Here is a 26,306-nt window from a genome sequence, read left to right as displayed (position 1 = left end):
GCGCCGCGGTTTCCGGCACCTCGTTGCGGTTATTCAGCGCTTGATTCCCTCGAATGCCGCCATGATGCCGCGCTGGAACAGCGACCAGTCGAAGCCGAGCGCGATCGCACGATAGCCGCGGTCGATCAGGGCATTGGCCTGATCTGCGGTGCGGGCGACGCCGCCGATCGGCACGCCGCTTCTGAGGATGCCGGCCTCGGCGCGCGCGATCAGCTCCAGCAGCTCCTGGTCGTCCATCTGGCCGCGCTTGTTGATGGACGTGGCGAGATCGCCGGGGCCGATTACCGCGACGTCGATGCCGGGCGTCGCCATGATCTCGTCAATGCGGTTGACGGCATCGACATGCTCGATGGTGACCATGCAGATCATCTCGTCGTCGGCGCTGGCCATGTAGTCCGGCATCGACTGGCCCCACCGGAACGGGGCGTGGAACGGGCCCCAGAGCCGATCGCCGCGCGGCGGATAGCGCACGCTGCGCACCGCCTTTTCGGCGTCCGCGCGGCTGGTGATCATCGGGAAGTTGATGCCGAAGGCGCCGATGTCCATCGGCGCCTTCGCAAGCCACGGCTCGTTCGCCGCGATCCGCACCAGGGGCGTGCACGGCGTGCCCGTGGTGGCGGCGATCATCGCATGCGCTTCGGTCAATCCGATCGGGCCGTGCTCGAGATCGACGATGATCCAATCGAGCGAGCGCGCCATGATCTGCACCATCTGCACGCTCGGGATGGTCGCGATCGCACCGAAGGCAGGGCGGCCCTCACTCCACAATTGGCGGAGACGGTTGAGTGGCGTGGACGGGACCGACATCGAAAGACCTGCAGCTGGGTGACGACGGCAAAACGTAGCAGCGCGGCGCCGAGGCGGAAAGTCAGGCCAGCGCGCGTCCGCCGAAGAACGGCGTCAGCGTGGCCGAAAGGCCGTGCACGCGGTTCGAAGTGAAGATCATCTCGGCGCCGGCCTGTGCGATGTCTCCGCTGCGCGGACCGAGCAAGTCGGAGACGCGCCGGGCGATCGCCGGCGCGGGATCGATCCAGTCCACCGGCCAGGGCGCCAGCCGTTTCAGCCGGTCGAGCAGCAGCGGATAATGCGTGCAGGCGAGCACGACGGTGTCGGTGCGTGCGCCGGCATCCGCGGTATCGCCGACGAAGCAGGGCGCGAGCTCGGCCAGGATGTCGCCGTCGCTGACGGAAGCGCCGCCGAGCGCGGCCTCGGCGAGCGAGGCGAGTTCGGGCGAGCCGACCAGCGTCACCTCGCAGCCTTGCGCGAAATCGCGGATCAAAGCTTTGGTGTATTCGCGCCTCACCGTGCCCTTGGTGCCGAGCACCGAGACGCGGCGGGTCCTCGACCGCGCGCAGGCCGGCTTGATCGCCGGCACGGTGCCGACGAACGGCACGGAATAAGCGGCGCGCAAGTGCGACAGGACCAGGGTGGACGCGGTGTTGCAGGCGATGACGACGATATCGGGGTCGTGCGTGCCGATCAGCTCCCCCATCAGCGGCACGACGCGGGCGATGATCTCGTCCTCGCCGTGGTGGCCGTAGGGGAAGAAAGCGTCGTCGGCGACGTAGACAAAGTCCGCCTCCGGGCGCGCGGCCACGACCTCACGGAGCACCGTGAGCCCGCCAAGGCCGGAATCGAACACCAGGATGGTCGGAGAATGGGTCACGTCGTCACCTTAAGGCGCCATGGTTACCATTCGGTTTTTGGGGCGGTTTTGCGGCGGGGCCGCTCGGCGTCATGGGAGGGAGGCCGGCGGCATCCGCAGAATTCCGGGGTGGACATGACGCGGCCCGGCGCGGGCCCCCAACGTTCACGCGATCCTGTTCGTCGTGGCTGCCCGTTCCGTGGCGAGCTGCTTCTGCAGGCGGTCGATGTTCTGCAGGAGGCGCTGGCTGGTCAGCACCAGGAAGTAATAGCCGAACTGCGGATCCTGGAAGTAGATCTCGAGCAGCCGGTCATAGGTGATCGTCAGCACCTGGCCGTCTTCGATGCATTGAATCGTTCCGGTGCGCCGGTTGTCGGGTGTGAGGAAGCCGAGCTCACCCATCAGCGCTCCGGGCCCAATCTCGACGTTGATCTCCTTGACCAGGAACTTGCCGGTGACTGTGAGGAGCATTTCTTTCGCGGGATCGCCCAACTTGAACAGCGTGTCGCCGCGGCGATACCGGCGCTCGGTCATGAACGGCTTCAGCCATTCGATCGACATGTCGCCTTCGGCGGCATGGCGCGCCTTCTTGACCAGCTTGAGCATCTGCCGGAGGCGCAGGGCGTTGATCGGAAGCATCAGAAGGTAGAGCAGGAACGTTGCGACGTTGGCGGAGAGCGCGCCGAAGATGGCAAAGAACGCGCAGCCGACCATGTTGGCGACGCGCAGCGGCACCATCGTCCGCATCAAGAGCGTGGCGACAAAGAAGACCGCCCCGACCACGGCGAACATATTGGCCAGCGTGATGTTGCTGACGAAGATCTCCAGCAGCCGGTTGAAGATCGCGTCGTAGGTGACGTCGTTGGGATCAAGGCCCATCTGAACCAGGATCTTCGCGATCCTGAGATTGTCCGTGGCCGCGTCGAGAATGCGGTCGAGGATCGAGGAAATGTCTGCGCTGCCGGACGGCATGGTACTAACCCCGCGTAAGGCCTTCAGTCCTGGTCGGTGTGCTCGACACCTATAGCCGAAATCGGATGACGGCCGGCTGAAATGAAGCCTTCGGCCGCCATGTCGCAAGAGGCAAATTCTAGCCCGATCGGGCCTTTCGGCAATCGCCCGTCGGTTGCCCGTCAGGCCGCGGCGGCCGTGATTCGGACCGGGAGGCGGCGTCGCGGAGGGTAAATGCACCCCAGGCGGGGGCGCCGGACGAGCTTCGGCCTACGGCTTCGTGGCGGGCTGCACGACCTGCTGCTCGACGAGGCCAAGGCGCCCCGGCAGCGAAGCGGCCCGCAGCATCATGGCGACGCTGTTGGCTTCTTCCAGTGTCAGGTTTCCGGAGATCTGGCCCGAGCCGCCGGTGATCGGCTCGCGGATCACGGGGGCGGAGATCACCTTGTCGTCGAGCACGATGGCGAAGGGCTTGCCGACGTTCTCGCTGGTGATGTGGGCGAAGCGCCGCGTGCCGCGGCCGTTGAAACGGAACGAGGCGATGGGCTCGTTCGTGCCGATTGCAAATCCCGGACCGGCAGAGCTGATGTCGTCCCCGTCGAGCGCGCTGCGCTTGGCGACGAGGTAGGGTTGGTTGTCCTTGAAGCCCAGCAGAACTTCCGTGCCGTCCGGCGGCGCGCCCCGCTGTGCCTGCTCGGCAGGCATCGAGAGGTCGACCTGGCGGAAGCTGACCTTGACCTTCCTGGCGAAGATCGCGGTGATGCGCTCGGGCTCGGTCGTACCAGGCAGGAAGATACGGATGCGATCTGCGCCCTCGGGCTGGACGCTGGCGAGCGTGACGCCGGCGTCCTTGAGGCGCTGCTCGATCATGGCGATGGAATCGTCGACCAGCTCGTGCAGCCGTGCGGCGGATGCGGCCTCGGTCGGCGCCAGCCTGACCGGTCCGTCGCCACTGCCGCTGACGCTGAGCGCGTGCGTTGGCAACCCCTCCGCTGCCGAGGCGAGCTTGCGTGTGAGCTGCTCGCGGCCCTTCGCGTCGGAGATATTCACCTCGACGCCGCCGTCGCGGATCGCGAGGCCGGAGAAGGCGATCCGGGCCTCGCGCAGGATCTTGTAGACGTCGTCGCGCAGGTCCGCGACAGCTGCCTCGCGCAAGCCGTCGGCGTCCACCCGATAGACGATGCGCGATCCGCCCAGCTTCTCCATCTTGTCGGCAATGAAAGCCGCGACCTTGACTCGCATCTTGTCGAGCTGGGCGTCGGCCGACGCCGCGCGCGGCATGGCGACCGCCGCTGCCATGGCGAGCGCTACGCTCATGGCGGCGATGAAGTTGCTCCGATGCCTGGGCATGATCACCTCAAGTCTTGCGGCAGGACGCTGGCCGGCGAATCCGACGCCAGTTCTTGGTCCCGGAATTGGGCGTGAAGGTTCAATTCCGGTGTCGATCGAGCCTGGCCGCTGCTGCGGGTTGGCCATGGACGAACGGCAAATCATCCATCATTCTGCGCCCGCTCGACCGGCCATCTGTCGAGGCCTCGCCGAACAAAATGTCAAAAGACAGCGGGCGGGGGACATGCATCTGAGGGAGGACGGAATTCCATGGCGGGCATCCATGCGCTCGATCGGCTTATCGGCAACGACTATCCGGAACTTTTGACGGACGCGGACGTCCGCGCTTTCGAGCAGGTCCCTTACGCAGAGCGCATTGCGGCCGAGAGCACCTATGATGCCATCAAGCTGGGTGCCGAGCGCAACCCCGACGGCGCGGCGATCCAGTTCCTGCAGAATGCCGATCCCGCCGACACGCCGGCCATGGTCACGTACCGCGATTTCATCGCACGCGTCACGCAGGCCGCCAACATGTTTCACGCGCTCGGCGCGGAAAAGGGCGACGTCATCAGCTTCATGCTGCCGCTGGTGCCCGATGCATTCGTGACGCTGTTCGGTGCGGAGGCCGCCGGCATCGCCAATCCCGTCAATCCGCTGCTGGAGCCGCACCAGATCGCGGAAATCCTGGAAGCTGCGAACACCAAGATCCTGGTGGCGCTCGGGCCGATGCCGGGCACCGACATCTGGCAGAAGGTCGAGCAGATCCGCCCGCAGCTCAAGCACCTCAAGGCGATCGTGCAGGTGTTCGGCGGCGGCGATCCGGACAAAGGCATCTTCGCCTTCGGCGACCTGATCAAGCAGCAACCGTCGGACAGGCTGGTCAGCGGACGACAGATTCGCGGCAGCGACATCGCTGCTTATTTCCATACCGGCGGCACCACCGGCACGCCGAAGCTGGTGCGGCACACGCATGCCAATCAGGTCTATCAGGCCTGGGCGCTCAATCTGCTGCTGAAGGGCAAGCCCGGCGTCAATCTGCTGTTCGGCATGCCGCTGTTTCATGTCGGCGGATCGCTGACGCAGGTGCTGACGACGCTGTCGGGCGGCGGCTCGCTGGTCGTGCTGTCGCCGGGCGGCTGGCGCAATCCGAATGCGGTGAAGAATATCTGGGGACTGGTCGAGCGCTACAAGCCCGAGGCGCTGTCGAGCGTGCCGACGGTGCTGGCCGCGACGCTCGCGGTGCCGCCGGGCAATGCGGATATCTCCAGCCTGAAATATGCCGCCGGCGGCGGCTCGGCGATCCCCGTCGCCGTCGGCTCGGCGATCCAGGATAAACTGAAGCTGCCGGTGGTCGAGGTCTACGGCATGACCGAGACCTCGAGCGTGCATACGCTGGCCTATCCGGCGCGACCGATCCGGCTCGGCTCGGTCGGCCTGCCGATGCCTTATTCGCGCGTGCGCATCGTGCAGCTGGACGCTGACGGCCGCCTGATCCGCGACTGCAAGCCGGACGAGATCGGCGTCGTCATCATGGCCGGGCCGGGCGTGTTCAGCGGCTATCTCAACGACGAGCACAACAAGGGTGCCTTCGTCGAACAGGTCTGGGTCAATTCCGGCGATCTCGGCCGGCTCGATGCCGACGGCTATCTCTGGATCACCGGCCGCGCCAAGGACCTTGTGATCCGTGGCGGCCACAACATCGATCCGGCGCCGATCGAGGAGATCATGTTCCGCCATCCCGCCGTCGGCTTTGCCGCCGTGGTCGGCCAACCCGACGCCTATGCCGGCGAATTGCCCGTGGGATACGTGCAGCTGAAGCCGGGCGCCAAGGTCGAGCCGGGCGAATTGGAATCGTGGGTGCGCGAGCGCACGCCGGAGCGCGCGGCCGTCCCGGTGCAGGTAATTCCGATCGATCCGATGCCGGTGACGGGCGTCGGCAAGGTGTTCAAGCCGCAGCTGCGCTGGGACGCAGCCGAGCGCGTGTTCGCCACGGTGTTGGCGCCGCTGGTCGAGCGCGGCATCGATTGCAGGGTCAAGGTCGGCGCCCATGGCAGCCACGGCTCGATCGCGACCGTCACGCTGGTCGGCCTGCCGCCGGATCAGCGCGAGACGATTGCGGCCGAGGTGCACACGCTGCTCGCGCCGTTCGTGATGCGGCACGAGGTGGTGCAGGCGTAGGTGCTTGCGTTGGATTGCCGCCCGGATGGGCGGAGCGATATCCGGGAAGCCAGCTGTCCCGGATGTCGCTTTCACTCACCCGGCTACAAGCTTCGCATTCGTAGGGTGGGCAAAGGCGCAACGCGCCGTGCCCACGATCTCTGTATGGTTGAGAGAACTGGTGGGCACGCTTCGCTTTGCCCACCCTATGAGATCTGCGCCCCAAATATTTTCTACGCCGGCATCCGCGTCTCGACCAAGCGCGCCCAGAACGAGGCGCCGTGGCCCAGGATGTTGTCGTTGAACACATACGCCGGGTGATGGCACTCGTTGCCGTCGCCCATGCCGACCAGCACCATCGCGCCGGGACGCGCCTCCAGCATGAAGGAGAAGTCCTCGGCGCCCATCATCGGAATGAACTTGTCGTTGACGCGATCGGCACCGACGATGTCGCGGGCGACGTCGGCGGCAAGGCCGGCCTCGCGGGCATGGTTCATGGTCACCGGGTACATCCGCGTATATTTGGTCTCGGCCGAGCCGCCATAGGCGCGGGCGACGCTGTCGGCGACTTCGCCGATGCGGCGTTCGACGAGATCGCGCACTTCAGGGTCGAGCGTGCGCACGGTGCCGCCGAGCTCGGCGATCTCCGGAATGATGTTGAAGGCCGTGCCGGAGTGGAATTGCGTGATCGAGATGACGGCGGATTTGAGCGGATCGACGTTACGCGCCACGATCGATTGCAGCGCATTCACGATCTGCGAGCCGATCAGCACGCTGTCGACGGATTTGTGCGGACCCGCGCCGGCGTGGCCGCCCTTGCCGTGGACCGTGATCTGGATGTTGTCGGAGGAGGCGAGCATCGCGCCGGGCGTGGTGGCGAAATGGCCCTCCGGCAGGCCGGGCATGTTGTGCATGCCGTAGACCTCCTGGATGTTCCAGCGCGTCATCAGCCCGTCCTCGACCATGGCCTTGCCGCCGCCACCGCCTTCCTCGGCGGGCTGGAAGATCATGATTGCCGTGCCGTCGAAATTGCGTGTCTCGGTCAGGTACTTTGCGGCGCCGAGCAGCATCGCGGTGTGGCCGTCATGGCCGCAGGCGTGCATCTTGCCGGGGACCTTGGAGGCGTAGGGCACGCCCGACGTCTCCATGATCGGCAGCGCGTCCATGTCGGCGCGCAGGCCGATGGTCTTGCCGGAGGCGGACTTGCGGCCGCGGATCACGCCGACCACGCCAGTGCGGCCGATCCCGGTCACCACCTCGTCGCAGCCGAACTCGCGCAGCTTGTCGGCGACGATGCCGGCGGTGCGGTGGACTTCGTAGAGCAGCTCGGGGTTCTCGTGGAAGTCATGGCGCCAGGCGGCCATTTCGTCGGAGAGGGCAGCAACGCGGTTGACGATGGGCATGGGAGATCCGTTTCTTGTTCGGAGTTCGTAGGGCGGGTTAGCGCAGCGCAACCCGCCGCGTTGCTGGGACGGAAGGCGGATTACGCTGCGCTAATCCGCCCTACGGGAAGGTGTCAGCTCTCGCCGAACACGCGCTTGAAAATCGTGTCGACGTGCTTGAGGTGATAGCCGAGGTCGAACTGCTCCTCGATCTCGGCGTCCGAGAGATACTTCCGCACCTCCACGTCCTGCTTCAGCAGCTGAAGGAAGTCACCTTCGCCGCGCCAGACCGGCATGGCGTTGCGCTGCACCAGCTTGTAGGCATCCTCGCGGCTGGCGCCCTTCTGCGTCAGCGCCAGCAGCACGCGCTGCGAATGCACGAGGCCGCCGAGGCGGTCGAGGTTCTTCTGCATGTTGGCGGGGTACACCAGCAGCTTGTCGATCAGGCCGGCGAGGCGCACCAGCGCGAAGTCGAGCGTGACGGTCGCATCCGGGCCCATCATGCGCTCGGCCGAGGAGTGGGAGATGTCGCGCTCGTGCCAGAGCACGACGTTCTCCAGCGCCGGCGTCACATAAGCGCGCACCATGCGGGACAGGCCGGTGAGGTTCTCCGACAGCACCGGGTTGCGCTTGTGCGGCATGGCGGAGGAGCCCTTCTGCCCCTCGGAGAAGAACTCTTCGGCCTCCAGCACCTCGGTGCGCTGCATGTGGCGGATCTCGACCGCGATCCGCTCGATCGAGGAGGCGATCACGCCGAGGGTCGAGAAATACATCGCGTGGCGGTCGCGCGGGATCACCTGGGTCGAGATCGGCTCCGGGACGAGGCCCATGGCTTTCGCCACGTGTTCTTCGACGCGGGGATCGATCTGCGCGAAGGTGCCGACGGCGCCTGAGATGGCGCAGGTCGCGACTTCCTTGCGCGCCGCGATCAGGCGCTCCTTGGCGCGCGAGAATTCGGCATAGGCGTAAGCGAGCTTGAGGCCGAAGGTCACCGGCTCGGCATGGATGCCGTGGCTGCGGCCGATCGTCGGCGTCATCTTGTGCTCGAAGGCGCGCTTCTTCAGCGCGGCCAGCACCTTGTCGAGGTCGGCGAGCAGGAGGTCGGCGGCACGGGTGAGCTGCACGTTGAGGCAGGTGTCGAGCACGTCGGAGGAGGTCATGCCCTGATGCACGAAGCGCGCCTCGGGGCCGACGATTTCGGCGAGATGGGTGAGGAAGGCGATGACGTCGTGCTTGGTCTCGCGCTCGATCTCGTCGATGCGGGCGACGTCGAAGGTGGCGTTCCTGGCCTTGGCCCAGACCGTCTTGGCCGCCTCCTTGGGGATGGTTCCAAGCTCGGCCAGGGCGTCCGCCGCATGCGCCTCGATCTCGAACCAGATCTTGAACCGGGTCTGCGGCTCCCAGATCGAGGCCATTTCGGGACGGGTATAGCGGGGGATCATCTGACGGCTCCAGGAAGGTGGGCGGGCGATCCTGAGGAGGCGGCGCCGGCCAAAATGCTTTTTACGCCGTGATTTAACAGAGCGGACAGGGCGAAACAAACGGTCTGGCCTGCGAGAGAGGGGGATCGCCGAGCTATCCACCGGACCGGTTCGCAGGGGGAGGCGGCCCCGCCGCAGAAATCAGCTGTCAATCACGGATCATTGACTGACAGATATTGAAATCTGTCAGCGAGACATGTATATCCGTTCTCGGACGCTCCAATTGGGCGTCCCGCGACAAGCCCCGGGGAGCCCGACATCCGACGCGGATCGGAGGGCGAATTGAAGAACGGGACGAATGGAGACTTAAGGCGATGACGACCGAAATCCTCAATTTGACCGGCGTGATTGGGCATTGGCTCAATCTGCTGGTGGCGCGCCAGATCGCGGCGCAGGCTGCGAAACTGCCTCATTAGGGCATAGGCTTTCCGAAACGACCGGCCAGGGCGCTTCGGAAGCAGCCCTACTACTGCCGGGAAACTGAGCCCTGAACGGGAACATGGTGCTGGCATGAATGAAGCTGTTGTCTTGACGCCGGAGCGGATCCTCGACGTCACCGAGGACGTGCTCAGGCGCTTCGGACTTGCCAAGGCCACCGTGGTCGACGTGGCCCGTGCGCTCGATGTGAGCCACGGCAGCGTCTATCGCCATTTCCCCAGCAAGGCCTCGCTGCGCGAGGCCGTCGCCAAGCGCTGGCTGGACCGCATCGACGCGCCGTTGCGCGCGATCGTCGAGGAGCAGGGCCCGGCGCCGGCCAGGCTCGAGCGCTGGCTGCGCACGCTGTTCGCTGCCAAGCGTTCGCGCGTGCTCGACGACCCCGAGATGTTCGAGACCTACCTGACGCTGGCGCGCGAGGCCTGCGCGGCCGTGAAGTGTCACAAGGACACCATGATCGACCAGATCGCGGCGATCCTGAGCGACGGCGTGAAGCAGGGCGTGTTTGACGTCGCTGACGCGAAGATCACGGCGCGCGCGATCTTCGATGCGACCGTCCGTTTCCACCATCCGGCTCATGCCGAGGAGTGGAAGGATGCCGATCTTGCTGCGCGCGTCGACGCGACGCTGGCGCTGCTGCTGCGCGGTCTGAAGGCGGCCTGAGGCCGCAGGACTTATTCACTTCGCTGTGCGGCCGATCAACCTCTCGCCTTGTGAAGAAGGGCGCCGTCGCGAAGCGAGGGCGAGGAAGCCGAGTGTCTTCGCGTTTGGAAGGCCGGATCGGACGATGGCACGACGGGCGGGCTAACGGGATAGACATCGACCGCGATTTCTACGGCGTCTTTTGACCGCTTTCGAAGCCGGTGGAATGTCAGCTCCTGATCGAGCATCGGGCAGCGGAAGTGGACGACGGCGGTGTCGGGCAGGCGGCAGAGCTCGTCGATCAACTCGCCGACCGTGATAATGGGGGGATGGTCGACTGACTTGTGGTGACCCTTACTCATGACCCTGTACTCCTTCATTGCCGTGTTAACCGGAGCCGGAGGGTCTGCGTTCCAATTTCGTTCGGCAGATCGAGAAGCTTCAGGGCCCAAACCGGTGCGGCAGCTCTGCTGCTAGATCCTCGTCAGACCGCAGGTTGCGGCCAGCCGCACCAGCTGCGCATCCGTGCGTGCGCCGGTCTTAGTTTTGATCAGGTAGTGATAGTTCTGCACCGTCTTCACACTGAGATTGAGATGCGCCGCGATTTGCTCGGTGGTGGCGCCGCCGGCGAACTGGCGCAGGATCTCGATCTCGCGCTCCCCCAGCTGATCCAGCACCGAACCCGACGACAGGCTGTCCTCGGCCAGGATATGCGCGATGTCGTCGCTCATGGCGCGCTCGCCGCGGGCGACGGCACGGATGGCGCCGACCACCGAGGACGGCTCGCTGCTCTTGGTGACGAAGCCGCTGGCGCCGGCGCCGAAGGCGGCTTTCACCAGCACGGCCTCGTTGTGCATGGTGAAAACCAGGATCCGCGCCCGCGGGCTGCGGGCGCGGATGTTGCGGATCGCCTCCAGCCCGCTCGCGCCCGGCATCGAGATGTCCAGCACCACGACATCGGGGTCGTGCGCCTTGAAGGCGCCATAGGCGTCCGCGGCGTTGTCGGCTTCCGCCACGACATGCAGATCGCCCTGGCTTTCCAGCACGCGCCGGTAGCCTTGCCGAACGATCGGATGGTCGTCGACCAGCAGCACGGAGATGCCTGTTGCTGCCACCTCGCTCATGGCGGCCTCACGCGGCGAGCGGGATGGTGGCGGCGACGCTGAGGCCGCCGCGGGCAGGCAGGATCGAGAGCGATCCGCCGGCCGCATTGACGCGCTCGCGGATGCCGGTCAGGCCGAAGCCCGCCGACTGTGCGACGCGCGCCGCATCGCCGCCGCCGTCGTCCTCGACGCGGATCAGCAGCGCGTTGTCGTCGCCGGTCCGGCGTTCAATGCGCAAGGAAATCTCGCGCGCCGCGCTGTGGCGCAGCGCATTGGTCAGGCATTCCTGCGCCACGCGATAGGCCGTGGTGGCGGCCTCTCCCCGCACGTCCGTCAGGTCGCCCCTGAGGTCGAGCCGGATGGTCGGCCGCGCCGCGCTCTGCGAGCGCCAGCTGTCGACGAGATTGACGAGGCTCGCCTCGAGCCCGAGCTCCTCGGGCAGCGGATTGCGCAGACGCTTCAGCGCATCGCGCAACGAGGCCATCAGATGATGGGTCGCCTGCGAGATCATGCGCGCATCCTGTGCGATGCCGATGTCGGGGTTCCCCTTCTTGCTCGCCGTCTCGATCGTGTTGGCGAAAGCGAGAATGGCGGACAGGTTCTGCCCGAACTCGTCGTGCAGCTCGCGGGCGAGGGCGCGGCGCTCGTCGTCGCGGATCTCGATCAGGCGCCGCGTCAGCGCGGCGCGCTGCTCGGTGGCTTCCTCCAGGCGGCCGCCGAGCTCCTCGACGGCGCGGCCGATCATCGCCAGCTCCATCGAGCGGAAACGCGGCAATTGGGTGCGGTATTGTCCGCGCGCCATGCGCTGCAGCGCCGTCACGATCGCGCGCGCCGGGGCCAGCGCATGCGCGATCGCAAGCGATGCCAGCAGTGCGATCGCCGCCGCCATCAACAGCGCGACGTCGATCACGTTGAGGGTGTACTCCCAGGCGAGCGAGATCGCGGCGGCCGCATCCGGCGTCGCGACCACTGTGCCGGCGGAAGCGGCCCGGGGACTGACCGGCCGTATCACCTCGGCGTGGCTGCCGAGGATCATCGGCACGATGGCGGCGAACCAGCGCGGCGGCGTCTTGCCCAGCCCCTCGCTCTGGCCGCAGAGCGGCTTCTCAAAAGCGGTGGCCGGCTGGAACTCGACGCAGACGCCCGGCGAGATCAGCTTCATGGTCTCCAGGGTGCGCCAGTCCGGAACCGGCAGGATATGCTCGCGGGCCCTGCTGCTGCGCAACAAAAGCTCGCGCCAGTACAGCCCCTGAAGCGCCTGCGCGACGCGCTGCGCCGAGGCTGCGGTCGCCCGATCGACGCTGCGATAGGCGTCGAACGTGGCCCATATGGTTGCCGCGCCTAGGCACAGAGCCACGATGAGCAGCAGACGGGCGACAAGCTGAAGCACGAGGCGCATGCGATCACCCTCGACGTTTGATAAGGTCAGCCTAACAACGCCGCCGCGCCTTGCCAATTGCGGGGTTCGGCAGGATCGCAGCTCGGGCAAATTTCCCAAGCCGGATTGGGCATGGGTCTTTGGACCTGATACGGCGGCTTTGATCTAATCGGGTGGAAATTTATGGGGCCAATCGTTGCGGCCCGAGGAGCGGTGCAGCATGAGTTCGATGACGATTGGACCGATCGCGCCTGTAGCGACCGACCCGTCCGAGCGCAGCGCGCTCCTGTTCTGGATGATCTTCACCGGACTCTCGATCTTCGCCGTGGTGCTGCTGTGGCGGTTCGGTCTGATCCATCTGATGCTGACCTCGGACCGCACCTACATTTCGAGCGTGATCGCGGTGCTTTATGTCCTCACCTGCGGTCATTGCTTCCTGCGCACGCGGGCGATCGCGCGGGAGGGCGCGGCGGCGCGGCGCTGCCGCGAGGTGCTCGCGGCCCCCGATGGCGGCAAGGTGCTCGATGCACATGCGGCTGCGTTGCCGCGCGGGCTGGTACGAGATCACATCGAAAGCCTGGTGACCAAGGCCGCGGCGCAGGATTATCGCCCGGTGGATCAGACCCTGCTGCTGCGAACGCTCGCCGATCGCCTGCGCGGCTCCAACGGGTTCGGCGCCTTCGTCTCGGACACGCTGATGAAGCTCGGCCTGCTCGGCACCATCATCGGCTTCATCATCATGCTGGCGCCGATCGCGGGGTTGGATGCCGCCGACAAGGTCGCGATGCGCTCATCGATGGGGTTGATGAGCGACGGCATGGCGGTTGCGATGTATACGACGCTTGCCGGCCTCGTCGGCTCGATCCTGGTCCGCATCCAGTATTACATGCTGGACGCCGCGACCCAGCGGGTGTTCTCGGATGCGGTGGTGCTGACCGAGACCTATGTGACGCCGGTGCTCGAGCGCAAAGGCGCAGTCAAGGGCGCCACCTCGTCATGATGGATGATTTCGGTCTCTATCCGCGCGAGGAGGCGTTCGACCCCCTGGGCGTGATGCTGTTCAAGGCGCTCCAGGTGATCGCGTTCCTGTTCTTTCTGGCGCTGCTGGCGGTCTCTCCGGACGCCAAGGAGGGCAAGATCGACTCCAAGGCCGAGTTCATGATCACCTTGGACTGGCCGGACAATCACCCCGACGATCTCGACCTGTTCGTGCAGGATCCGGTCGGCAACATCGCATGGTATCGCCACCGCGAGGCCGGCTTCCTCACCCTCGACCGCGACGACCGCGGCGGGGCCAACGACTTCATCATTGTCGCCGGCAAGAAGATCGCCTCGCCGATCCGCGAGGAGATCGTCACGGTGCGCGGCATCCTGGCCGGCGAATACACCGTCAACATCTCGCATTTCGTGGCGACAACCGGCGAGCCGGTCACGGCCAACGTGAAGGTGCAGAAGCTCAATCCGACGGCGCAGGTGGTGTTCGACAACAAGTTCACGCTCGACCACACCGGCGACGAGAAGACCGCGGTCCGGTTTCGGATCGATGACGAGGGCAAGGTCGTCAACGTCGACCAGCGGCCGAAATCGCTGCTGGAGACGTTCCGCAGCGGCTGGCGCAACGGCGCCGATCTCGACCCGAGGACAGGCGTGAGCAGGAACCCCACGAGGATACGCCGTGACTGATCTGCAGACGATCATCCTGACGCTGTCGGTCGCCTACGCCGTGATCGGCGCGCTGCTGCTGGTCGTGCTGGTCTATGCGCGCCTGCACTGGTCGCTGAAGGCGATCGCGGTGATCGTGACCAGCGCCTTCTATGTCGTCAGCTTCACCGAGATGCGCGGGCTGCTCGGCTGGGCCAGTTCCGACCGGCTGCCGGCGTCCTTCAAGTTGTTGAAGGCCCGCATCGTCGAGCCGCACTCGCTTCAGGGCGATCCCGGCTCGATCTATCTGTGGGTCGAGCAGCTCGACGAGGACAATCGCCCGAGCGGCATTCCGCGTGCCTTCCGCGTGCCCTACAACGACAGGCTCGCCGACAAGACCCATGCCGCGGAGAACGAGATCGCGCTGGGAAATCCGCAAGGCGGCCGCGCCGCCGACTTCGGCGGCGGCGATGGCAGCATCATCGACATGGTCCGCGAATATGTGACGCCCAAGACCATCTTGGAGACGACCGGCGGCGATTCCTCGACCGGCGAGTTCATCGCCCCGCCGGCCGGCGCGCAAGGCGCCGTGTTCACCCCGCTGCCGCCGCCCCGGATGCCCCCGAAAGACGAGCAATAGGCTCTCCGCCATCGTCCGCGGGCGCTGGCAAAGGCCGCCGCGCTGGCGCATGGTCTTGACCTCCCTCAAATTGGCCTTATCGGCTTTCAATAAGAATTCGAGGGTGGAGGGTGCGTGCTTCTCGCTGTCTTTTCGGATATCCACGGCAACCGGCAGGCCTTCGAGGCCTGCCTGAAGGTCGCCCGTGCGGAGGGCGCGGAGCAATTCGTGCTGCTCGGCGATTTCGTCGGCTATGGCGCCGATCCCGAATGGGTGGTGGATACCGCGATGGAGCTCGTTGCCCAAGGGGCTGTCGCCGTGCGCGGCAATCACGACCAGGCGGTCAATTCCTCCGCAGAGACCATGAACGCCGAGGCGCAGGTCGCGATCGAATGGACCCGCGGCCGGCTTGATACCGCGCAGCGGCGGTTTTTGACCGAATTGCCAATGCTGGTAGAGGACGGCGATCGGCTCTTCGTGCATTCGGAAGCCTCCCAGCCCCAGCGCTGGCACTATGTCCGCTCGACGGTGGAGGCCGCCAAGAGCCTGATCGCGACACCGGCCCATGTCACGTTCTGCGGCCATGTCCATCGTCCCGCGCTCTATTCGATGTCGGTGACGGCGAAGATGACGAGCTTCGTGCCGAAGACCGACGTCCCGGTGCAGCTCCTGCGCGGACGGCAATGGCTCGCCGTGCTCGGCTCGGTCGGCCAGCCTCGCGACGGCGATCCGTCGGCAGCCTTCGTCTTGTTCGACACCGAATCGTGCCAGATCACCTATTGCCGCGCGCCTTATGACGTCGCGACCGCAGCGGGCAGAATTCGCGACAACGGTCTGCCGCATTGGCTCGCCGATCGGCTCTCGCAGGGGCGCTGAAGGCAATGCCGAAGCCTCTGGTCAAATCCGGCGCGGTGATCGATGGCTACACCATCGGCGAATGCGTTCACGCCGGCGGCATGGCGACGCTGTGGACCGTCACCCATCCCGGCATCGACGTGCCCCTGCTGATGAAGATACCGCGGGTCTCGGAGGGCGAGGATCCCGCCGCGATCGTCTCCTTCGAGATGGAGATGATGATCCTGCCGCGGCTTGCGGGGCCGCACGTCCCGACCTGTTTCGGCACCGGCGATTTCGCGCACCAGGCCTATGTCGTGATCGAGCGCATCGATGGCGCCACGCTCTACAAGCGGCTGCCCGACCTGCCGCTGCCTTATGACGAAGCGCGGCAGCTCGTCGCCAGGATCGCGAGCGCGCTGGCCGACCTGCACCGGCAGAACGTGATCCATCACGACATCAAGCCGAGCAGCATCATGTTCCGCGAGAGCGGCGAGGCCGTGCTGATTGATTTCGGCCTGTCGCATCACAATCACCTGCCGGATCTGTTGCAGGAGGAATTCCGCCTGCCTTACGGCACTGCGCCCTACATGGCGCCCGAGCGGCTGTCGGGAGTGCGCGACGATCCGCGCAGCGATCTGTTTTCGCTGGGCGTGCTGCTGTATTTCTTCACCACCGGCGAGCGGCCGTTCGGCGAGGGCGAGACGCTGCGCGCGATGCGGCGCCGGCTGTGGCGCGATCCGCACCCGCCGCGAAGCTTGCGCGCCGACTATCCGCCCTGGCTCCAGGAGGTGGTGCTGCGGTGTCTCGAGATCGAACCGGTGTGGCGCTATCCGACAGCGTCCCAGCTTGCTTTCGATCTCGCCCATCCGGACCAGGTCAAGCTCACCACGCGCTCGGAGCGGGTCAAACGCGACCCGCTCAGCGTCGCCTGGCGGCGCCGGTTCAATCTGGGTGTCATGGCGCCGCGCGCGAAGTCGGATGTCGCCGCCCAAATCGCATCGAGCCCGATCCTCGCGGTCGCGCTCGACACGGTGGAAGGCGCACCGGAGCTCAACGAGGCGCTGCGCGTGACCACCGAGCGCATTCTCGCTACCCTGCCGTCGGCCCGGCTCGCCTGCCTCAACGTGCTCAAGCTGAGCCGGATCGCGGTCGACCGCACCTTGGACGAGCAGGGGTCCAACAAGCATATCGACCGCCTGGTCGCACTCCGGCACTGGGCGACGCCGCTCAAACTGGATGAGAGCCGGCTGACGGCTCATGTGCTGGAGGCGGTTGATCCCGCCGCCGCGATCCTGGAATTCGCCGAGGTCAACCAGGTCGACCACGTCATCATCGGAGCGCGGCAGGACTCGTTCAGGCGCACGCTGCTCGGCAGTGTCTCGGCCAAGGTGGCCGCGGAAGCGGCCTGCACCGTCACCGTGGTGCGGCCGCCGCGGATGGCCGGCGACGCCGATACCGGCGAACGACCGGGATAGGCTGCCGGCCGACTTGAGCGGGCGGATCAGGCCGCGTGAGCGGCGTGAGCGACCCGCTTGCGGCGGATCGGCCAGGAGAATTGCGGGCCGGGCTCGCCGTGATCCGCGCTGCCGCCGAAAAACTGGATGATCTCGCGGCAGGGCTCGCAATTGAACAGGTTACGCGACGCGGATGCCTTGGTCATTTCCTTCAGGCAGTTCGGGCAGTGCGGTTTCATGGGGTGGTCCGAAAGAGGGAAGGATCAGTGCTGTGACGCCAACGAATGATCGAGGTCGGTCGTGTCCAGCCTGGCATCGTCGTCCATCGCGCCGTCGGTGCGATCGAGGCGGCCGAAGAAGAAATCAAGGCCCGGATGCGGGCGGCGCGGGATCCGGCACCTGCGCTTCGGCTGGCGCTTCACGAGCGTGATCTGCATGGCGCTCAGCCCCGACGACGATGAAGGTGGATGACGCGGGCAGAAGCTTCGGCTTTCAGCGGTCGCGCCACATGCAGGCTGCGAGCCGCAATCGCCGCGTTGAACGCCAACCACAACGCTACACCAGTCCAGAGCAGGATCGCCGTCATGATGTCCTCCCGTCAAAAGCAGGCAGGAATCACTTGCGGTGATTTGCGCGAATCAGTGAAGTCCGGATGAGTACGGATCAAGACTGCAATTTTAGGCATTGCGCATTGCAGCACCCGTAGAAGCCGCGACTTTTTTTCCGTGCTGTCGCATCGCGCCCGTGCGCGCGCCTTCGAGGATCTCCCGTATGCGCGGCGCTTCTCGAAGACAGCGAAATCCGTAGCGTCCAGTATAGTCGGTATCGGGCGAGCGGGTCGACCTTCCCGACGCGAAATTGAGATGACCGGCGCCACGGCCGATGTCGAGGATTTCGCAATCCGGGTCCATCGCCTGGAATGGCGTTTGGCTCACCGTCCGTCTGCCCCAGGCCGTTCGTAAGATGAGCGCGCGACGATCGGTTATGAGATAGAGCGTCTGCAGGTCCTGAAGCAGCATCACCAGCGGGGCCGCAACCATCGCAACGCCGAGCATCGCGAGAGGCTCGGCCGCGCCGCCGATCCAATCGAAGCCGACGGCGATAACGGTCAGCAACAGCCAGGGAAATCCGATCCACCAAAGATACCGCCACATCATCATGTGGGCGACGCCGTCGGGCTGGCCCTGCCAGATCACCCGCTCTCCGTCCTGCAGGGATTCGGCGCGCAGGCGTTCCAAGCCTGCGGAAAACGGGGTGGCGTGAATTCCATTCATTGCCTTTGGTCGCCGCGGCGGAGCCGCCGGTTCGGGACCCGCGAATGGTTCTCAGATGGCTTCGCCACGGGCCCCTAGCGCCGCGTTGCGGATCGCGGCGATGTTGGCCTTGTAGGCATCCTGCGTGCCGCCTCGGAATACGGATGTGCCGGCGACGAAGGCGTTGGCGCCGGCCGCAGCGAGCGCGCCGGCGACGTCGGGGCCGACCCCGCCATCGACCTCGATGTCGATCGGGCGCCCCGCCGTCATCGCGCGGATATCGCGGATCTTTCCGATCGCCGAGGGAATGAAGGCCTGGCCGCCGAAGCCGGGATTGACCGACATCACCAGCACGAGGTCGACGAGATCGAGCACGTATTCGAGCGCGCTGACCGGCGTGCCTGGATTGAGCGAGACGCCGGCCTTCTTGCCGAGCGCGCGGATCGCCTGCAGCGAGCGGTGCAGATGGGGGCCGGCCTCCGCATGCACGGTGATGTGGTCGCAGCCGGCTTTCGCAAAGGCTTCGAGATAGGGGTCACATGGCGAGATCATCAGATGCGCGTCGAACACCTTCTTGGTGTGCGGGCGCATCGCCTTGATGATGTCGGGGCCGTAGGAAATGTTGGGAACGAAGTGACCGTCCATCACGTCGAGATGGATCCAGTCGGCGCCGGCGGCGTCCACGGCACGCACCTCCTCGCCGAGCCTGGAGAAATCCGAGGCCAGTATCGAGGGCGCGATGGCCAGCGGGCGGGGGGTGAAGGCTTGGGTCATGGCGCGGTTTCCCGATGCGGCCGTGAAAGATGGCCTCGCCTAACATGGGCCTCCACGGCGGGCAATGCAGGACAGGCGTGCTTGCTGTGGGCGGAAAATTCTGCCGCAGCCGGCACGAATTGCCGGTGTTCCCCGGTCGTCCCAGGCGCGGCGTAGCCGGATTTCATTGAACTTTTTGCGCTGGCACGACGCTTGCTGCCGACACCTGCAGAACATTGGCCGCGGCATGCCGCATCGGTTGGAGTTGTGCAATGTTGTTTGCCCTTGGGGCCGTCGGGGCCGTATCGAGCGCACTCGACGCGATTCAGTCGCTGACGAACTCGAAATCGTCCTCCTCGACGCACAAGACGGGATCGGCGCAGGGCGCGACCAACCCATTCGCGATCGACAGCGGCAGCAGCAATACGACCAGCGGCGCGACCTCGTCGGTCAATTCGGGCAATTGCGCACAGATTTCGCCGGAAACGATGAGCGCGCTGATCGCGGCACAAAGCCAATCGTCCGACGGCAGCGGCGTGGCGACCTCGACGAACGCGACGTCGAAAGGCCGGGATGCTGCACTCAAGGATCTGTTCTCGCAGATCGATGCGGATGGCGACGGCAGCATCACCAAGTCCGAGTTCGAGGACGCACTGGGGGCTGGCGGGACCAACCTCGCGCAGGCCGACAAGGTGTTCTCCAAGCTCGATGCCAACTCCGACGGCAACGTCAGTCTCGACGAGATGTCGAAGGCCCTGAAGAGCGGTCGCCACGGCCACCATCACGCGGACAGCGCCGGCGGCTCGGGCGATGGATCGGATTCATCGAAGTCCGTCGGCGGATCGACCTCGACGACGACGATTGCTGCCGACGGCTCGACCACCACCACCGTCACCTATGCCGACGGCTTCAAGATGTCGACGACGGTGCCGGGGGCCGCCAGCCCCCGCAATTCGGCCTATGATCTGTTCGCGCAGTTGATGCAGCAGCAGGGCGGCCAGGGCCAGGGCTCTTCGGCGGCGGCCGGTTCGTCGATGTCGATGAGCGTCTGAGCGCATCCGAGATCAGCCGGCATATTCGTGCGTGATGTCACGATAGTCATAGCGGTCACGGATTTCGTGGTTGAAGAACGCGCCCTTTGAGCGCGCTTGCCGGAACGCTGCGGCAACCTCGGGCGGAACGTCCTCATAGACATAGAGGCGTCCGCTGACGAAAGTCACCTTCAGCTCCCGGGTGTCGGGCGCATAGCGGAAGAACCTGATCACGGATGACGGCATGGCAGCACACCTGAGGCCGCCAGGGTAACGCCGTATCCGCCGTTTCGTTTCCAAAGCGCGATGAGCTTTGGATGAACGTCATCGCGCTTCAGGTTGTTGTTTGCGCATGATCCTTCCGGAAAACCGCTGCGCACTTTTCCGGATCATGCTTCAGCCGAATCTGTCCTTCCACGCCGGCTGCGCCCCCGGGAACGGCAGCGCGGTCGCGCTGTACACTGCGCGGCCGATCGCGCGCGCGACCACGTTGGCGGCGACGGTGCCGAGCTCGGTGAGGCCGACCAGCGGCTCGATCGGCTTCTCGCCGGTCGCCGCCGCAAACAGCACGTCGCCATCGGTCGGTGCGTGCACCGGATAGATGGCGCGGGCAAAGCCGGTGTGCGCGATCATCGCCAGGCGCTTGGCCTGGGGTTTGGTCAGCACCGCGTCTGTGACGACGGCGCCGATGGTGGTGTTTTCGCGCGCGCTTGCCGCGGGACCGCCCTTGATGCGCATGCGAAGCATGTCGTCGGTGAACGTGTCAGGCAGGCCGCGGCCGCCGAATTCGCCGCCGAGCTCGAACGGCGCCGCCCAGAACCACGGCCCGTCGCCGACGGTAACGGTGCCCACCGCGTTGACGGCGACGATCGCCGCGACCTTCACGCCGTCAGGAGTTGCCGCCGAAGCCGAGCCGAGCCCGCCCTTGAACGTCGCGGTGGTGGCCCCGAGGCCAGCGCCAACGCTGCCGAGCGCGAAGTCGGTGCCGGCGGCAGCGGCCGCGGCGTAGCCGAGGTCGCGATAGGGCGAGAAGCGGCCCCAGGCCTTGTCACCGCCGTTGAGCAGATCGAACAGGATCGCGCCCGGCACGATCGGGATCAGGGCTTCGCGAACCTTGAAGCCGCGCCTTTGCTCGGCGAGCCAGGCCTGGACGCCGCCACCGGCATCGAGGCCGAAAGCGGAGCCGCCGGACAGCGCGATCGCATCGACCCGCTCGACGGTGTTGGCGAGATCGAGCAGGGCGTCCTCGCGCGTGCCGGGACCGCCGCCGCGCACGTCGATCGCGGCGACCGCGGGGGAATCGAAGATGATCGCGGTGGTGCCGCTGGCGAGTTTGGCGTCCTCGGCATGGCCGACGCGGACCCCGGCAATGTCGGTGAGCAGGTTCTTCAAGATGGCCTCGCGCGCTGAAAGGGGCTCGCCTTGCGATAGCGCAGGGATGCCGCAGGCTCAACTCGCCAGTGCAGTCCTGAGCATCTTGGCGAGTTCGGTCTTGCGGTAGGGCTTTGCCAGCAGCAGCACGCCGGAATCGAGCCGGCCGTGATGGACGATGGCATTCTCGGTATAGCCTGAGGTGAACAGGGTCTTCAGGTCGGGGCGGCGGCGGATGGCTTCGTCGGCCAGCTGACGGCCGTTCATGTTGCCCGGCATGATGATGTCGGTGAAGAGCAGGTCGATGGTCTTGTCGTTGTCGAGGATGGTCAGGGCCTCGGCGCCGTTGGCGGCCTCGAGCGCGGTGTAGCCGAGGCTCTTGACCTGGGTCACCACATATTGCCGCACCAGCGCATCGTCCTCGACGATCAGGATCTTCTCGTTGCCGCCGGTGACGGGCACATTCTGCAGCGCCTCGAACTCGCTCTCCTGTACGCCGCTCGAGCGCGGCAGGTAGATCTTCACGCTCGTGCCGTGGCCCTGCTCGCTGTAGATCTTGATGTGGCCGCCGGATTGCTTGACGAAGCCGAACACCATGCTCAATCCCAGCCCGGTGCCCTTGCCGACCTCCTTGGTGGTGAAGAACGGATCGAACACGCGGTCGATCAGCTCCGGCGGGATTCCGGAGCCGGTGTCGCTGACCGCGATCATCACGTAATTGCCGGCGACGACGTCGGGGTTCATGCTGGCATAGCCGTCGTCGAGGAAGATGTTGCGGGTCTCCAGCACCAGCGTGCCTCCCTCGGGCATGGCGTCGCGGGCGTTCAGCGCGAGATTGAGGATCGCGGTGGACAACTGGCCGGGATCGACCAGCGTCGGCCAGGCATCCTCGGTGAGCTGCGGCACGATGGTGATCTGCTCGCCCAGGGTGGGGTGCAACAGCTTGGCGGCTTCGAGCGCCAGCGCGTTGACGTCGATCTCGCGGGGCTGTAGCGGCTGCTTGCGGGCGAAGGCCAGCAGATGCTTGGTCAGCTGCGCGCCGCGCTCGGCGGCGTCGTCGATCAGCTTGGTGATCGCAGCCAGCTCGGGGCGGTCGGCGACCGCGTCGGCCAGGATGCCGATCGTGCCGGTGATGACGGTCAGCACGTTGTTGAAATCGTGGGCGACACCGCCGGTCAGCTGGCCGATCGAGTCCATTTTCTGGACGTGCCGGAACTGGGCTTCGGCGGCCTGCTTCTCCGTGAGATCGCGGCCGATGAAGAAATGGCGCTTCACGGGCTCGGACCAGGTGCCCATCCAGTTCAACGTGACCTCGTGACCGTCGTAGTGATAATAGCGGGCCTCGAAGCTGCGCTTGACCGCGCCGCGCCGTGCCGCCCGCATCTCCTCCCGCGTCTTCTCGAGGTCGTCAGGATGGATGAACTCGGTCGCGCTGTGCCCGATCATGTCTTCGGGGGTGAAGCCGAGGATGTCCTTCACGCTCGGGCTGACCTGGACGAAATTGCCGAAACCGTCGGTGACCAGGATCAGGTCCTGCGAGGTCTCGAAGATGCGCCGGCGCTCCTCGGTCTCGCGGCGCAGCTTCTCGCGCGCTTCCTTCTCCTCCGTGATGTCATGGGCGATCTTGGAGGCTCCGATGATCTCTCCATTGTCCGACCGCAATGGCGAAACGTTCAGGACGACGTCGAGCGCGCGGCCATCCTTCCGAATCCGCACCGTCTCGTGCTGGGCGATCGACTCGTTGCCGGCGATCCGGTTGAGGATGCTCCTGACTTCATGCTTGCGGTCCGGCGGCACGATGATGTCGATCGACCTTCCGACCGCCTCCGCGGCGGAATAGCCGAACAGATGCTCGGCGGCCTTGTTCCAACTGGTGATGATGCCGTCGAGCGTCTTCGTGATGATGGCATCATTGGAGGATTCAACGACGGCGCCGTACAGCGCGAGGCGCTTGCCGTAATAATCGCGTTCAGAGGCCGATTGCTGGCGCAGCCTGCCGACGAGGCTGACGGTGTGCACCTGAAGGCGGACATTCTCGATCAGCAGCACCGCCAGCACGAAGCTCGACGCGCATAGGCCGTAGAGACGGCCGGCGTAGAAACCGAGATCGAAGCGCGCGACGTTGACGATCGCAGACAGCGCGATGTCGAACAGCCATGCGCACATCACGACCATGAGCCAGACGTCGATCACCGAATGCGGGCGGCGGAACCACAGCGAAACGAGCGCGGCGAAGCTCAGCGACCACACGAAGGATACGACCCCGATCATGGTCGCCGTGTAACGGCCGTCGCGGAGCAGCACCGGCAGCAGATCGTGTTGGGCTGTGACGATCCAGGTAAACGCAGCCATGGCCGCGACGACGCCGAGCGCCATGGCCCAGATCGCGTTGCTGGTCGGACCCTTGATCGTGGGGCCGCCGTCCTTTTCCTTCTGCCAGGCATAGCCGAGCACGAACAGCGGGAAGACGCCGTGCCAAATCATGTAGAGCCAGACGGTAGTCTGGCTGCCCGCGCCGAACAGTCCGGTCGGGGTGAACAGGCCGGGGAAGGTAAGGGCGTGGACCAGTGCCGCCGCGGCGGTGAAGAGATAGCCGGTCGACAGCCACAGCAGCGCGCGGGTCCGCAACACCGAAAACTGCGACAACAGCAGCACCGCGGTGATGATGTCGCTCACAGCCAGGGCGGATTGATAGCTGGCGACGAAGGCCGGGACCGGCGGCAACGGGATACCGGCGAACGGCACGGCCAGTGCGAACAGGATCGAGGACACGCCGACGATCCACAGAGCCGCGCTGCGGTCGGTTGAGGTGGCCGGGAGAGTGGAAAGAAATGTGCTTCGGTCGATCGCAGGCGCGTTCATCTCGTGCAGACCCGTGTTGAGCATCTCCGCAGTTCCAAGATCTGGCAGCCTTGACCTCCACGGTAGCCCATTCCGGGCCTGGGTCGTGAACTGATGCAGCGCCGACTCAACCGAGGGTTACAGCTTACCTAACTTGGGTGGGAACGCGGAATAGGGATCGGGTAAGATGCGCTTTACCGCGCGGTGTCATAATGCCCCGCCACGGTCCCGGGTTCCAGGCTTGAAACATACGGTTTGATTGATCTGCGGGAGTTGTTCCCATGTCTCGCGTTCTCATCATCGACGACCAGAAGGACGTGCGTGCGATGGTCGCGATCGTGCTTCGGGTCAACCATTACGAGGTTGCCGAGGCCGACAGCGGCGCGGCCGGGCTGAAGGCTTTCTCTGAAGGTCCGTTCGACGCGGCGATCGTCGATATCTTTCTCGGTGACATCAGCGGCGTCGACGTCATCGCGGCCCTGCGCGAACGTGCGCCGGGGCTGCCCGTTGTAGCGGTGTCCGGAATGACGGCGCTGGACTTCATGGAAGAATCGCCCCACCTCGCCAACGTGATCTGCCTGCAAAAGCCGTTTCGGCCGAACGATCTCCTGCAAGCGCTTCGCAAGGCCCAGGCGGCGCCCGCCGGCGAGTTGCCCGCAGCCGTCTGATCCCGCCGCACAAAGAAAAACGCCCCGGGCAAGCCGGGGCGTTGGTGAGTTCGCATGCGAGGTTTGAGCCCCGGAGCCGCCTTCAGGTGCCGTTGCCTTTGATCTCGGCGTAGCCGCCCTTGGCGTCCCACTTGTAGACGACGTAATCGATCTGCTTGATGTCGCCCTTGGCGTCATACTCGATCGGGCCGATCACGGTGTCCCACTTGCCGGCCTTCATCGCTTCCATGACCTTCTTGGCGTCGGTGGTGCCGGCCTTCTTGGCCGCCTGCGACCACACCTGCATCGCCGCATAGGTGTAGAGGGTGTAGCCCTCCGGATCGATATTCTTGGCCTTGAAAGCCTCGACGATCTTCTTTGCGGTCGGCTTGTTGCGCGGATCGGGACCGAAGGTGAACAGCGTGCCTTCGCCGGCCGGGCCGGTGATGGAGGCGTACTCCTTGTCGGCGAGCGCGTCGCCGGCCATCAGCACGGTCTTGAGGCCCTGGTCGCGCATTTGACGCAGGATCAGGCCGCTCTCCTGATGGTAACCGCCGACATAGACGAGGTCGATGTTGTCGCGCTTCAAGCGCGAGACGATCGCGTTGAAGTCCTTGTCGCCCTTGTTGTAGGACTCGTACATCTTCTCGGTGACGCCGGCCTTGTTGAGCGCCTTCTTGGTCTCGTCGGCAAGACCCTTGCCGTAGGTGGTCTTGTCGTTGAGGATCGCGATGTTCTTGCCCTTGTAGTTCTTGGCGATGTACTGCGCCGCGATCAGGCCCTGCTGATCGTCACGGCCGCAGACGCGCGCCACGTTCCAGAGCTTGCGCTCGGTGAACAGCGGGTTGGTCGAGGCCGGCGTGATCTGGAGCACGTTGCCGTCGGCATAGGCCTCCGAGGCCGGGATCGACGACGACGAGCAATAATGCCCGGCCACGAACGGGATCTTCGCGCCGGCGATCTTTTCGGCGATCGAGCGCGCCTGCTTCGGGTCGCAGGCGTCATCCTCGACGGAAAGCGCGAGCTTCTTGCCGTTGACGCCGCCGGCGGCATTGATATCGGTCACGGCCATTTCGGCGCCGTTCTTCATCTGGCGGCCGAAGGCGGACTCGCCGCCGGTCATCGGACCTGCGACTGCGATGGTGACATCCTGCGCGAACGCCGCGCTCGACAGCGCGATCGATACGCCGAATGCCAGACCGATGAGCTTCAGTGATTTCATGAGATACCTCGCGGGTGGTCGCCTGTGGAAGTTGCCGGGCAGGCCCGGTCCAAACCGGCGCCATTCTTGAATGAATTTCCGGAGAAGTCACCGGCAAAATACGGGCATTGGCGCAGATATCTCGCCACATTCGG

General features: G+C 65.6%; 27 protein-coding genes. 9 read left to right on the top strand and 18 right to left on the bottom strand.

Going from position 1 to position 26,306, the window contains the following annotated elements; translation table 11 throughout:
* Positions 1–33: 33 nt before the first annotated feature.
* The 4 genes from DCM79_RS16635 to DCM79_RS16620 all read right to left on the bottom strand — a co-directional run bounded on the left by DCM79_RS16635 (position 34) and on the right by DCM79_RS16620 (position 3,946).
* Complete coding sequence (locus tag DCM79_RS16635) at positions 34–807, bottom strand: HpcH/HpaI aldolase/citrate lyase family protein (protein WP_257175402.1); 774 nt, start codon at positions 805–807, stop codon at positions 34–36.
* Positions 808–868: 61 nt separating this feature from the next.
* On the bottom strand, positions 869–1,666 hold the full coding sequence (murI, locus tag DCM79_RS16630; protein ID WP_257175401.1) for a glutamate racemase: 798 nt from the start codon (positions 1,664–1,666) through the stop codon (positions 869–871).
* A gap of 144 nt (positions 1,667–1,810) precedes the next feature.
* The gene (locus DCM79_RS16625) at positions 1,811–2,617 is read right to left on the bottom strand and encodes a Crp/Fnr family transcriptional regulator (protein WP_028137350.1); all 807 of its coding nucleotides are present in this window, start codon (positions 2,615–2,617) and stop codon (positions 1,811–1,813) included.
* Positions 2,618–2,866: 249 nt separating this feature from the next.
* Positions 2,867–3,946 carry a preprotein translocase subunit SecD gene (locus DCM79_RS16620; protein ID WP_257175400.1) on the bottom strand — a complete coding sequence of 360 codons (1,080 nt, stop codon included), beginning with the start codon at positions 3,944–3,946 and terminating at the stop codon, positions 2,867–2,869.
* A 249-nt stretch (positions 3,947–4,195) separates the two neighbouring features.
* On the opposite strand from DCM79_RS16620, the gene DCM79_RS16615 reads away from it, so the two are divergent.
* Positions 4,196–6,103, top strand: coding sequence for an acyl-CoA synthetase (locus tag DCM79_RS16615; protein ID WP_257175399.1), 1,908 nt, complete (start codon positions 4,196–4,198; stop codon positions 6,101–6,103).
* 212 nt (positions 6,104–6,315) lie between these two features.
* Here DCM79_RS16615 and DCM79_RS16610 read toward each other — a convergent pair whose 3' ends face one another.
* Positions 6,316–7,485 (bottom strand): M20 aminoacylase family protein, encoded by a 1,170-nt coding sequence (locus tag DCM79_RS16610; protein WP_257175398.1) that lies wholly within the window; start codon positions 7,483–7,485, stop codon positions 6,316–6,318.
* Positions 7,486–7,598: 113 nt separating this feature from the next.
* Positions 7,599–8,906 carry an adenylosuccinate lyase gene (gene purB / locus DCM79_RS16605; protein ID WP_257175397.1) on the bottom strand — a complete coding sequence of 436 codons (1,308 nt, stop codon included), beginning with the start codon at positions 8,904–8,906 and terminating at the stop codon, positions 7,599–7,601.
* Positions 8,907–9,455: 549 nt separating this feature from the next.
* Between purB and DCM79_RS16600 the strand changes: the two genes are divergently transcribed.
* Positions 9,456–10,043, top strand: coding sequence for a TetR family transcriptional regulator (locus DCM79_RS16600; RefSeq protein WP_257175396.1), 588 nt, complete (start codon positions 9,456–9,458; stop codon positions 10,041–10,043).
* 35 nt (positions 10,044–10,078) lie between these two features.
* On the opposite strand, the gene DCM79_RS16595 is transcribed toward DCM79_RS16600, so the two are convergent.
* The 3 genes from DCM79_RS16595 to DCM79_RS16585 form a co-directional block, all read right to left on the bottom strand.
* Positions 10,079–10,384: a hypothetical protein gene (locus DCM79_RS16595; protein ID WP_257175395.1), complete on the bottom strand. Its 306-nt coding sequence runs from the start codon at positions 10,382–10,384 to the stop codon at positions 10,079–10,081.
* 111 nt (positions 10,385–10,495) lie between these two features.
* The gene (locus tag DCM79_RS16590; protein ID WP_257175394.1) at positions 10,496–11,146 is read right to left on the bottom strand and encodes a response regulator transcription factor; all 651 of its coding nucleotides are present in this window, start codon (positions 11,144–11,146) and stop codon (positions 10,496–10,498) included.
* A 7-nt stretch (positions 11,147–11,153) separates the two neighbouring features.
* A complete protein-coding gene (locus DCM79_RS16585) occupies positions 11,154–12,524 on the bottom strand; it encodes a sensor histidine kinase (protein ID WP_257175393.1) in 1,371 nt (456 codons plus the stop codon).
* Between the two features lie 199 nt (positions 12,525–12,723).
* On the opposite strand from DCM79_RS16585, the gene DCM79_RS16580 reads away from it, so the two are divergent.
* The 5 genes from DCM79_RS16580 (at position 12,724) to DCM79_RS16560 (ending at position 17,075) form a co-directional block, all read left to right on the top strand.
* On the top strand, positions 12,724–13,503 hold the full coding sequence (locus DCM79_RS16580) for a MotA/TolQ/ExbB proton channel family protein (RefSeq protein ID WP_257175392.1): 780 nt from the start codon (positions 12,724–12,726) through the stop codon (positions 13,501–13,503).
* Positions 13,500–14,186 (top strand): hypothetical protein, encoded by a 687-nt coding sequence (locus tag DCM79_RS16575; RefSeq protein ID WP_257175391.1) that lies wholly within the window; start codon positions 13,500–13,502, stop codon positions 14,184–14,186. Before DCM79_RS16580 ends, DCM79_RS16575 begins: the two co-directional genes overlap by 4 nt.
* Positions 14,179–14,784, top strand: coding sequence for a hypothetical protein (locus DCM79_RS16570; RefSeq protein WP_257175390.1), 606 nt, complete (start codon positions 14,179–14,181; stop codon positions 14,782–14,784). Before DCM79_RS16575 ends, DCM79_RS16570 begins: the two co-directional genes overlap by 8 nt.
* 114 nt (positions 14,785–14,898) lie before the next feature.
* On the top strand, positions 14,899–15,639 hold the full coding sequence (locus tag DCM79_RS16565) for a metallophosphoesterase (RefSeq protein ID WP_257175389.1): 741 nt from the start codon (positions 14,899–14,901) through the stop codon (positions 15,637–15,639).
* 5 nt (positions 15,640–15,644) lie between these two features.
* Entirely contained in the window at positions 15,645–17,075 is a 1,431-nt protein-coding gene (locus tag DCM79_RS16560) for a bifunctional serine/threonine-protein kinase/universal stress protein (protein WP_257175388.1), read from the top strand.
* 26 nt (positions 17,076–17,101) lie between these two features.
* On the opposite strand, the gene DCM79_RS16555 is transcribed toward DCM79_RS16560, so the two are convergent.
* From DCM79_RS16555 to rpe, 5 genes are all read right to left on the bottom strand, one after another.
* Positions 17,102–17,293, bottom strand: coding sequence for a hypothetical protein (locus DCM79_RS16555; protein ID WP_257175387.1), 192 nt, complete (start codon positions 17,291–17,293; stop codon positions 17,102–17,104).
* 24 nt (positions 17,294–17,317) lie between these two features.
* Positions 17,318–17,491, bottom strand: coding sequence for a hypothetical protein (locus DCM79_RS16550; RefSeq protein WP_257175386.1), 174 nt, complete (start codon positions 17,489–17,491; stop codon positions 17,318–17,320).
* A 5-nt stretch (positions 17,492–17,496) separates the two neighbouring features.
* The gene (locus DCM79_RS16545) at positions 17,497–17,640 is read right to left on the bottom strand and encodes a hypothetical protein (RefSeq protein WP_257175385.1); all 144 of its coding nucleotides are present in this window, start codon (positions 17,638–17,640) and stop codon (positions 17,497–17,499) included.
* A gap of 91 nt (positions 17,641–17,731) precedes the next feature.
* Positions 17,732–18,328 carry a hypothetical protein gene (locus DCM79_RS16540; RefSeq protein ID WP_257175384.1) on the bottom strand — a complete coding sequence of 199 codons (597 nt, stop codon included), beginning with the start codon at positions 18,326–18,328 and terminating at the stop codon, positions 17,732–17,734.
* Positions 18,329–18,379: 51 nt separating this feature from the next.
* A complete protein-coding gene (rpe, locus tag DCM79_RS16535) occupies positions 18,380–19,081 on the bottom strand; it encodes a ribulose-phosphate 3-epimerase (protein ID WP_028137335.1) in 702 nt (233 codons plus the stop codon).
* A gap of 251 nt (positions 19,082–19,332) precedes the next feature.
* Between rpe and DCM79_RS16530 the strand changes: the two genes are divergently transcribed.
* The gene (locus DCM79_RS16530) at positions 19,333–20,112 is read left to right on the top strand and encodes an EF-hand domain-containing protein (protein WP_257175383.1); all 780 of its coding nucleotides are present in this window, start codon (positions 19,333–19,335) and stop codon (positions 20,110–20,112) included.
* A gap of 12 nt (positions 20,113–20,124) precedes the next feature.
* On the opposite strand, the gene DCM79_RS16525 is transcribed toward DCM79_RS16530, so the two are convergent.
* From DCM79_RS16525 to DCM79_RS16515, 3 genes are all read right to left on the bottom strand, one after another.
* Positions 20,125–20,337, bottom strand: coding sequence for a KTSC domain-containing protein (locus tag DCM79_RS16525; protein ID WP_257175382.1), 213 nt, complete (start codon positions 20,335–20,337; stop codon positions 20,125–20,127).
* A gap of 150 nt (positions 20,338–20,487) precedes the next feature.
* Positions 20,488–21,483, bottom strand: coding sequence for a P1 family peptidase (locus tag DCM79_RS16520; RefSeq protein WP_257175381.1), 996 nt, complete (start codon positions 21,481–21,483; stop codon positions 20,488–20,490).
* A 57-nt stretch (positions 21,484–21,540) separates the two neighbouring features.
* Complete coding sequence (locus DCM79_RS16515) at positions 21,541–24,348, bottom strand: PAS domain S-box protein (protein WP_257175380.1); 2,808 nt, start codon at positions 24,346–24,348, stop codon at positions 21,541–21,543.
* Positions 24,349–24,584: 236 nt separating this feature from the next.
* Here DCM79_RS16515 and DCM79_RS16510 point away from each other — a divergent pair, with 236 nt between their 5' ends.
* Complete coding sequence (locus DCM79_RS16510) at positions 24,585–24,971, top strand: response regulator (RefSeq protein ID WP_257175379.1); 387 nt, start codon at positions 24,585–24,587, stop codon at positions 24,969–24,971.
* Positions 24,972–25,053: 82 nt separating this feature from the next.
* Here DCM79_RS16510 and DCM79_RS16505 read toward each other — a convergent pair whose 3' ends face one another.
* Positions 25,054–26,172 (bottom strand): branched-chain amino acid ABC transporter substrate-binding protein, encoded by a 1,119-nt coding sequence (locus DCM79_RS16505; protein ID WP_028137329.1) that lies wholly within the window; start codon positions 26,170–26,172, stop codon positions 25,054–25,056.
* Between the last annotated feature and the right edge of the window lie 134 nt (positions 26,173–26,306).

It is taken from the genome of Bradyrhizobium sp. WBOS07 (assembly GCF_024585165.1).
In the GTDB taxonomy this organism is placed as follows: domain Bacteria; phylum Pseudomonadota; class Alphaproteobacteria; order Rhizobiales; family Xanthobacteraceae; genus Bradyrhizobium; species Bradyrhizobium japonicum_B.
The sequence above is the reverse complement of the archived record's forward strand: the minus strand, read 5'-3'. Positions and strand labels throughout refer to the sequence as shown.

Excerpts from the sequence above, each read along its gene's own strand:
- DCM79_RS16635 (WP_257175402.1), bottom strand. The coding sequence starts at position 807 with ATGTCGGTCCCGTCCACGCCACTCAACCGTCTCCGCCAATTGTGGAGT.
- DCM79_RS16625 (WP_028137350.1), bottom strand. The coding sequence starts at position 2,617 with ATGCCGTCCGGCAGCGCAGACATTTCCTCGATCCTCGACCGCATTCTC.
- DCM79_RS16620 (WP_257175400.1), bottom strand. The coding sequence starts at position 3,946 with ATGCCCAGGCATCGGAGCAACTTCATCGCCGCCATGAGCGTAGCGCTC.
- DCM79_RS16615 (WP_257175399.1), top strand. The coding sequence starts at position 4,196 with ATGGCGGGCATCCATGCGCTCGATCGGCTTATCGGCAACGACTATCCG.
- DCM79_RS16610 (WP_257175398.1), bottom strand. The coding sequence starts at position 7,485 with ATGCCCATCGTCAACCGCGTTGCTGCCCTCTCCGACGAAATGGCCGCC.
- purB (WP_257175397.1), bottom strand. The coding sequence starts at position 8,906 with ATGATCCCCCGCTATACCCGTCCCGAAATGGCCTCGATCTGGGAGCCG.
- DCM79_RS16600 (WP_257175396.1), top strand. The coding sequence starts at position 9,456 with ATGAATGAAGCTGTTGTCTTGACGCCGGAGCGGATCCTCGACGTCACC.
- DCM79_RS16595 (WP_257175395.1), bottom strand. The coding sequence starts at position 10,384 with ATGAGTAAGGGTCACCACAAGTCAGTCGACCATCCCCCCATTATCACG.
- DCM79_RS16590 (WP_257175394.1), bottom strand. The coding sequence starts at position 11,146 with ATGAGCGAGGTGGCAGCAACAGGCATCTCCGTGCTGCTGGTCGACGAC.
- DCM79_RS16585 (WP_257175393.1), bottom strand. The coding sequence starts at position 12,524 with ATGCGCCTCGTGCTTCAGCTTGTCGCCCGTCTGCTGCTCATCGTGGCT.
- DCM79_RS16580 (WP_257175392.1), top strand. The coding sequence starts at position 12,724 with ATGAGTTCGATGACGATTGGACCGATCGCGCCTGTAGCGACCGACCCG.
- DCM79_RS16575 (WP_257175391.1), top strand. The coding sequence starts at position 13,500 with ATGATGGATGATTTCGGTCTCTATCCGCGCGAGGAGGCGTTCGACCCC.
- DCM79_RS16560 (WP_257175388.1), top strand. The coding sequence starts at position 15,645 with ATGCCGAAGCCTCTGGTCAAATCCGGCGCGGTGATCGATGGCTACACC.
- DCM79_RS16555 (WP_257175387.1), bottom strand. The coding sequence starts at position 17,293 with ATGAAACCGCACTGCCCGAACTGCCTGAAGGAAATGACCAAGGCATCC.
- DCM79_RS16550 (WP_257175386.1), bottom strand. The coding sequence starts at position 17,491 with ATGCAGATCACGCTCGTGAAGCGCCAGCCGAAGCGCAGGTGCCGGATC.
- DCM79_RS16545 (WP_257175385.1), bottom strand. The coding sequence starts at position 17,640 with ATGACGGCGATCCTGCTCTGGACTGGTGTAGCGTTGTGGTTGGCGTTC.
- DCM79_RS16540 (WP_257175384.1), bottom strand. The coding sequence starts at position 18,328 with ATGAATGGAATTCACGCCACCCCGTTTTCCGCAGGCTTGGAACGCCTG.
- rpe (WP_028137335.1), bottom strand. The coding sequence starts at position 19,081 with ATGACCCAAGCCTTCACCCCCCGCCCGCTGGCCATCGCGCCCTCGATA.
- DCM79_RS16530 (WP_257175383.1), top strand. The coding sequence starts at position 19,333 with ATGTTGTTTGCCCTTGGGGCCGTCGGGGCCGTATCGAGCGCACTCGAC.
- DCM79_RS16525 (WP_257175382.1), bottom strand. The coding sequence starts at position 20,337 with ATGCCGTCATCCGTGATCAGGTTCTTCCGCTATGCGCCCGACACCCGG.
- DCM79_RS16515 (WP_257175380.1), bottom strand. The coding sequence starts at position 24,348 with ATGCTCAACACGGGTCTGCACGAGATGAACGCGCCTGCGATCGACCGA.
- DCM79_RS16510 (WP_257175379.1), top strand. The coding sequence starts at position 24,585 with ATGTCTCGCGTTCTCATCATCGACGACCAGAAGGACGTGCGTGCGATG.
- DCM79_RS16505 (WP_028137329.1), bottom strand. The coding sequence starts at position 26,172 with ATGAAATCACTGAAGCTCATCGGTCTGGCATTCGGCGTATCGATCGCG.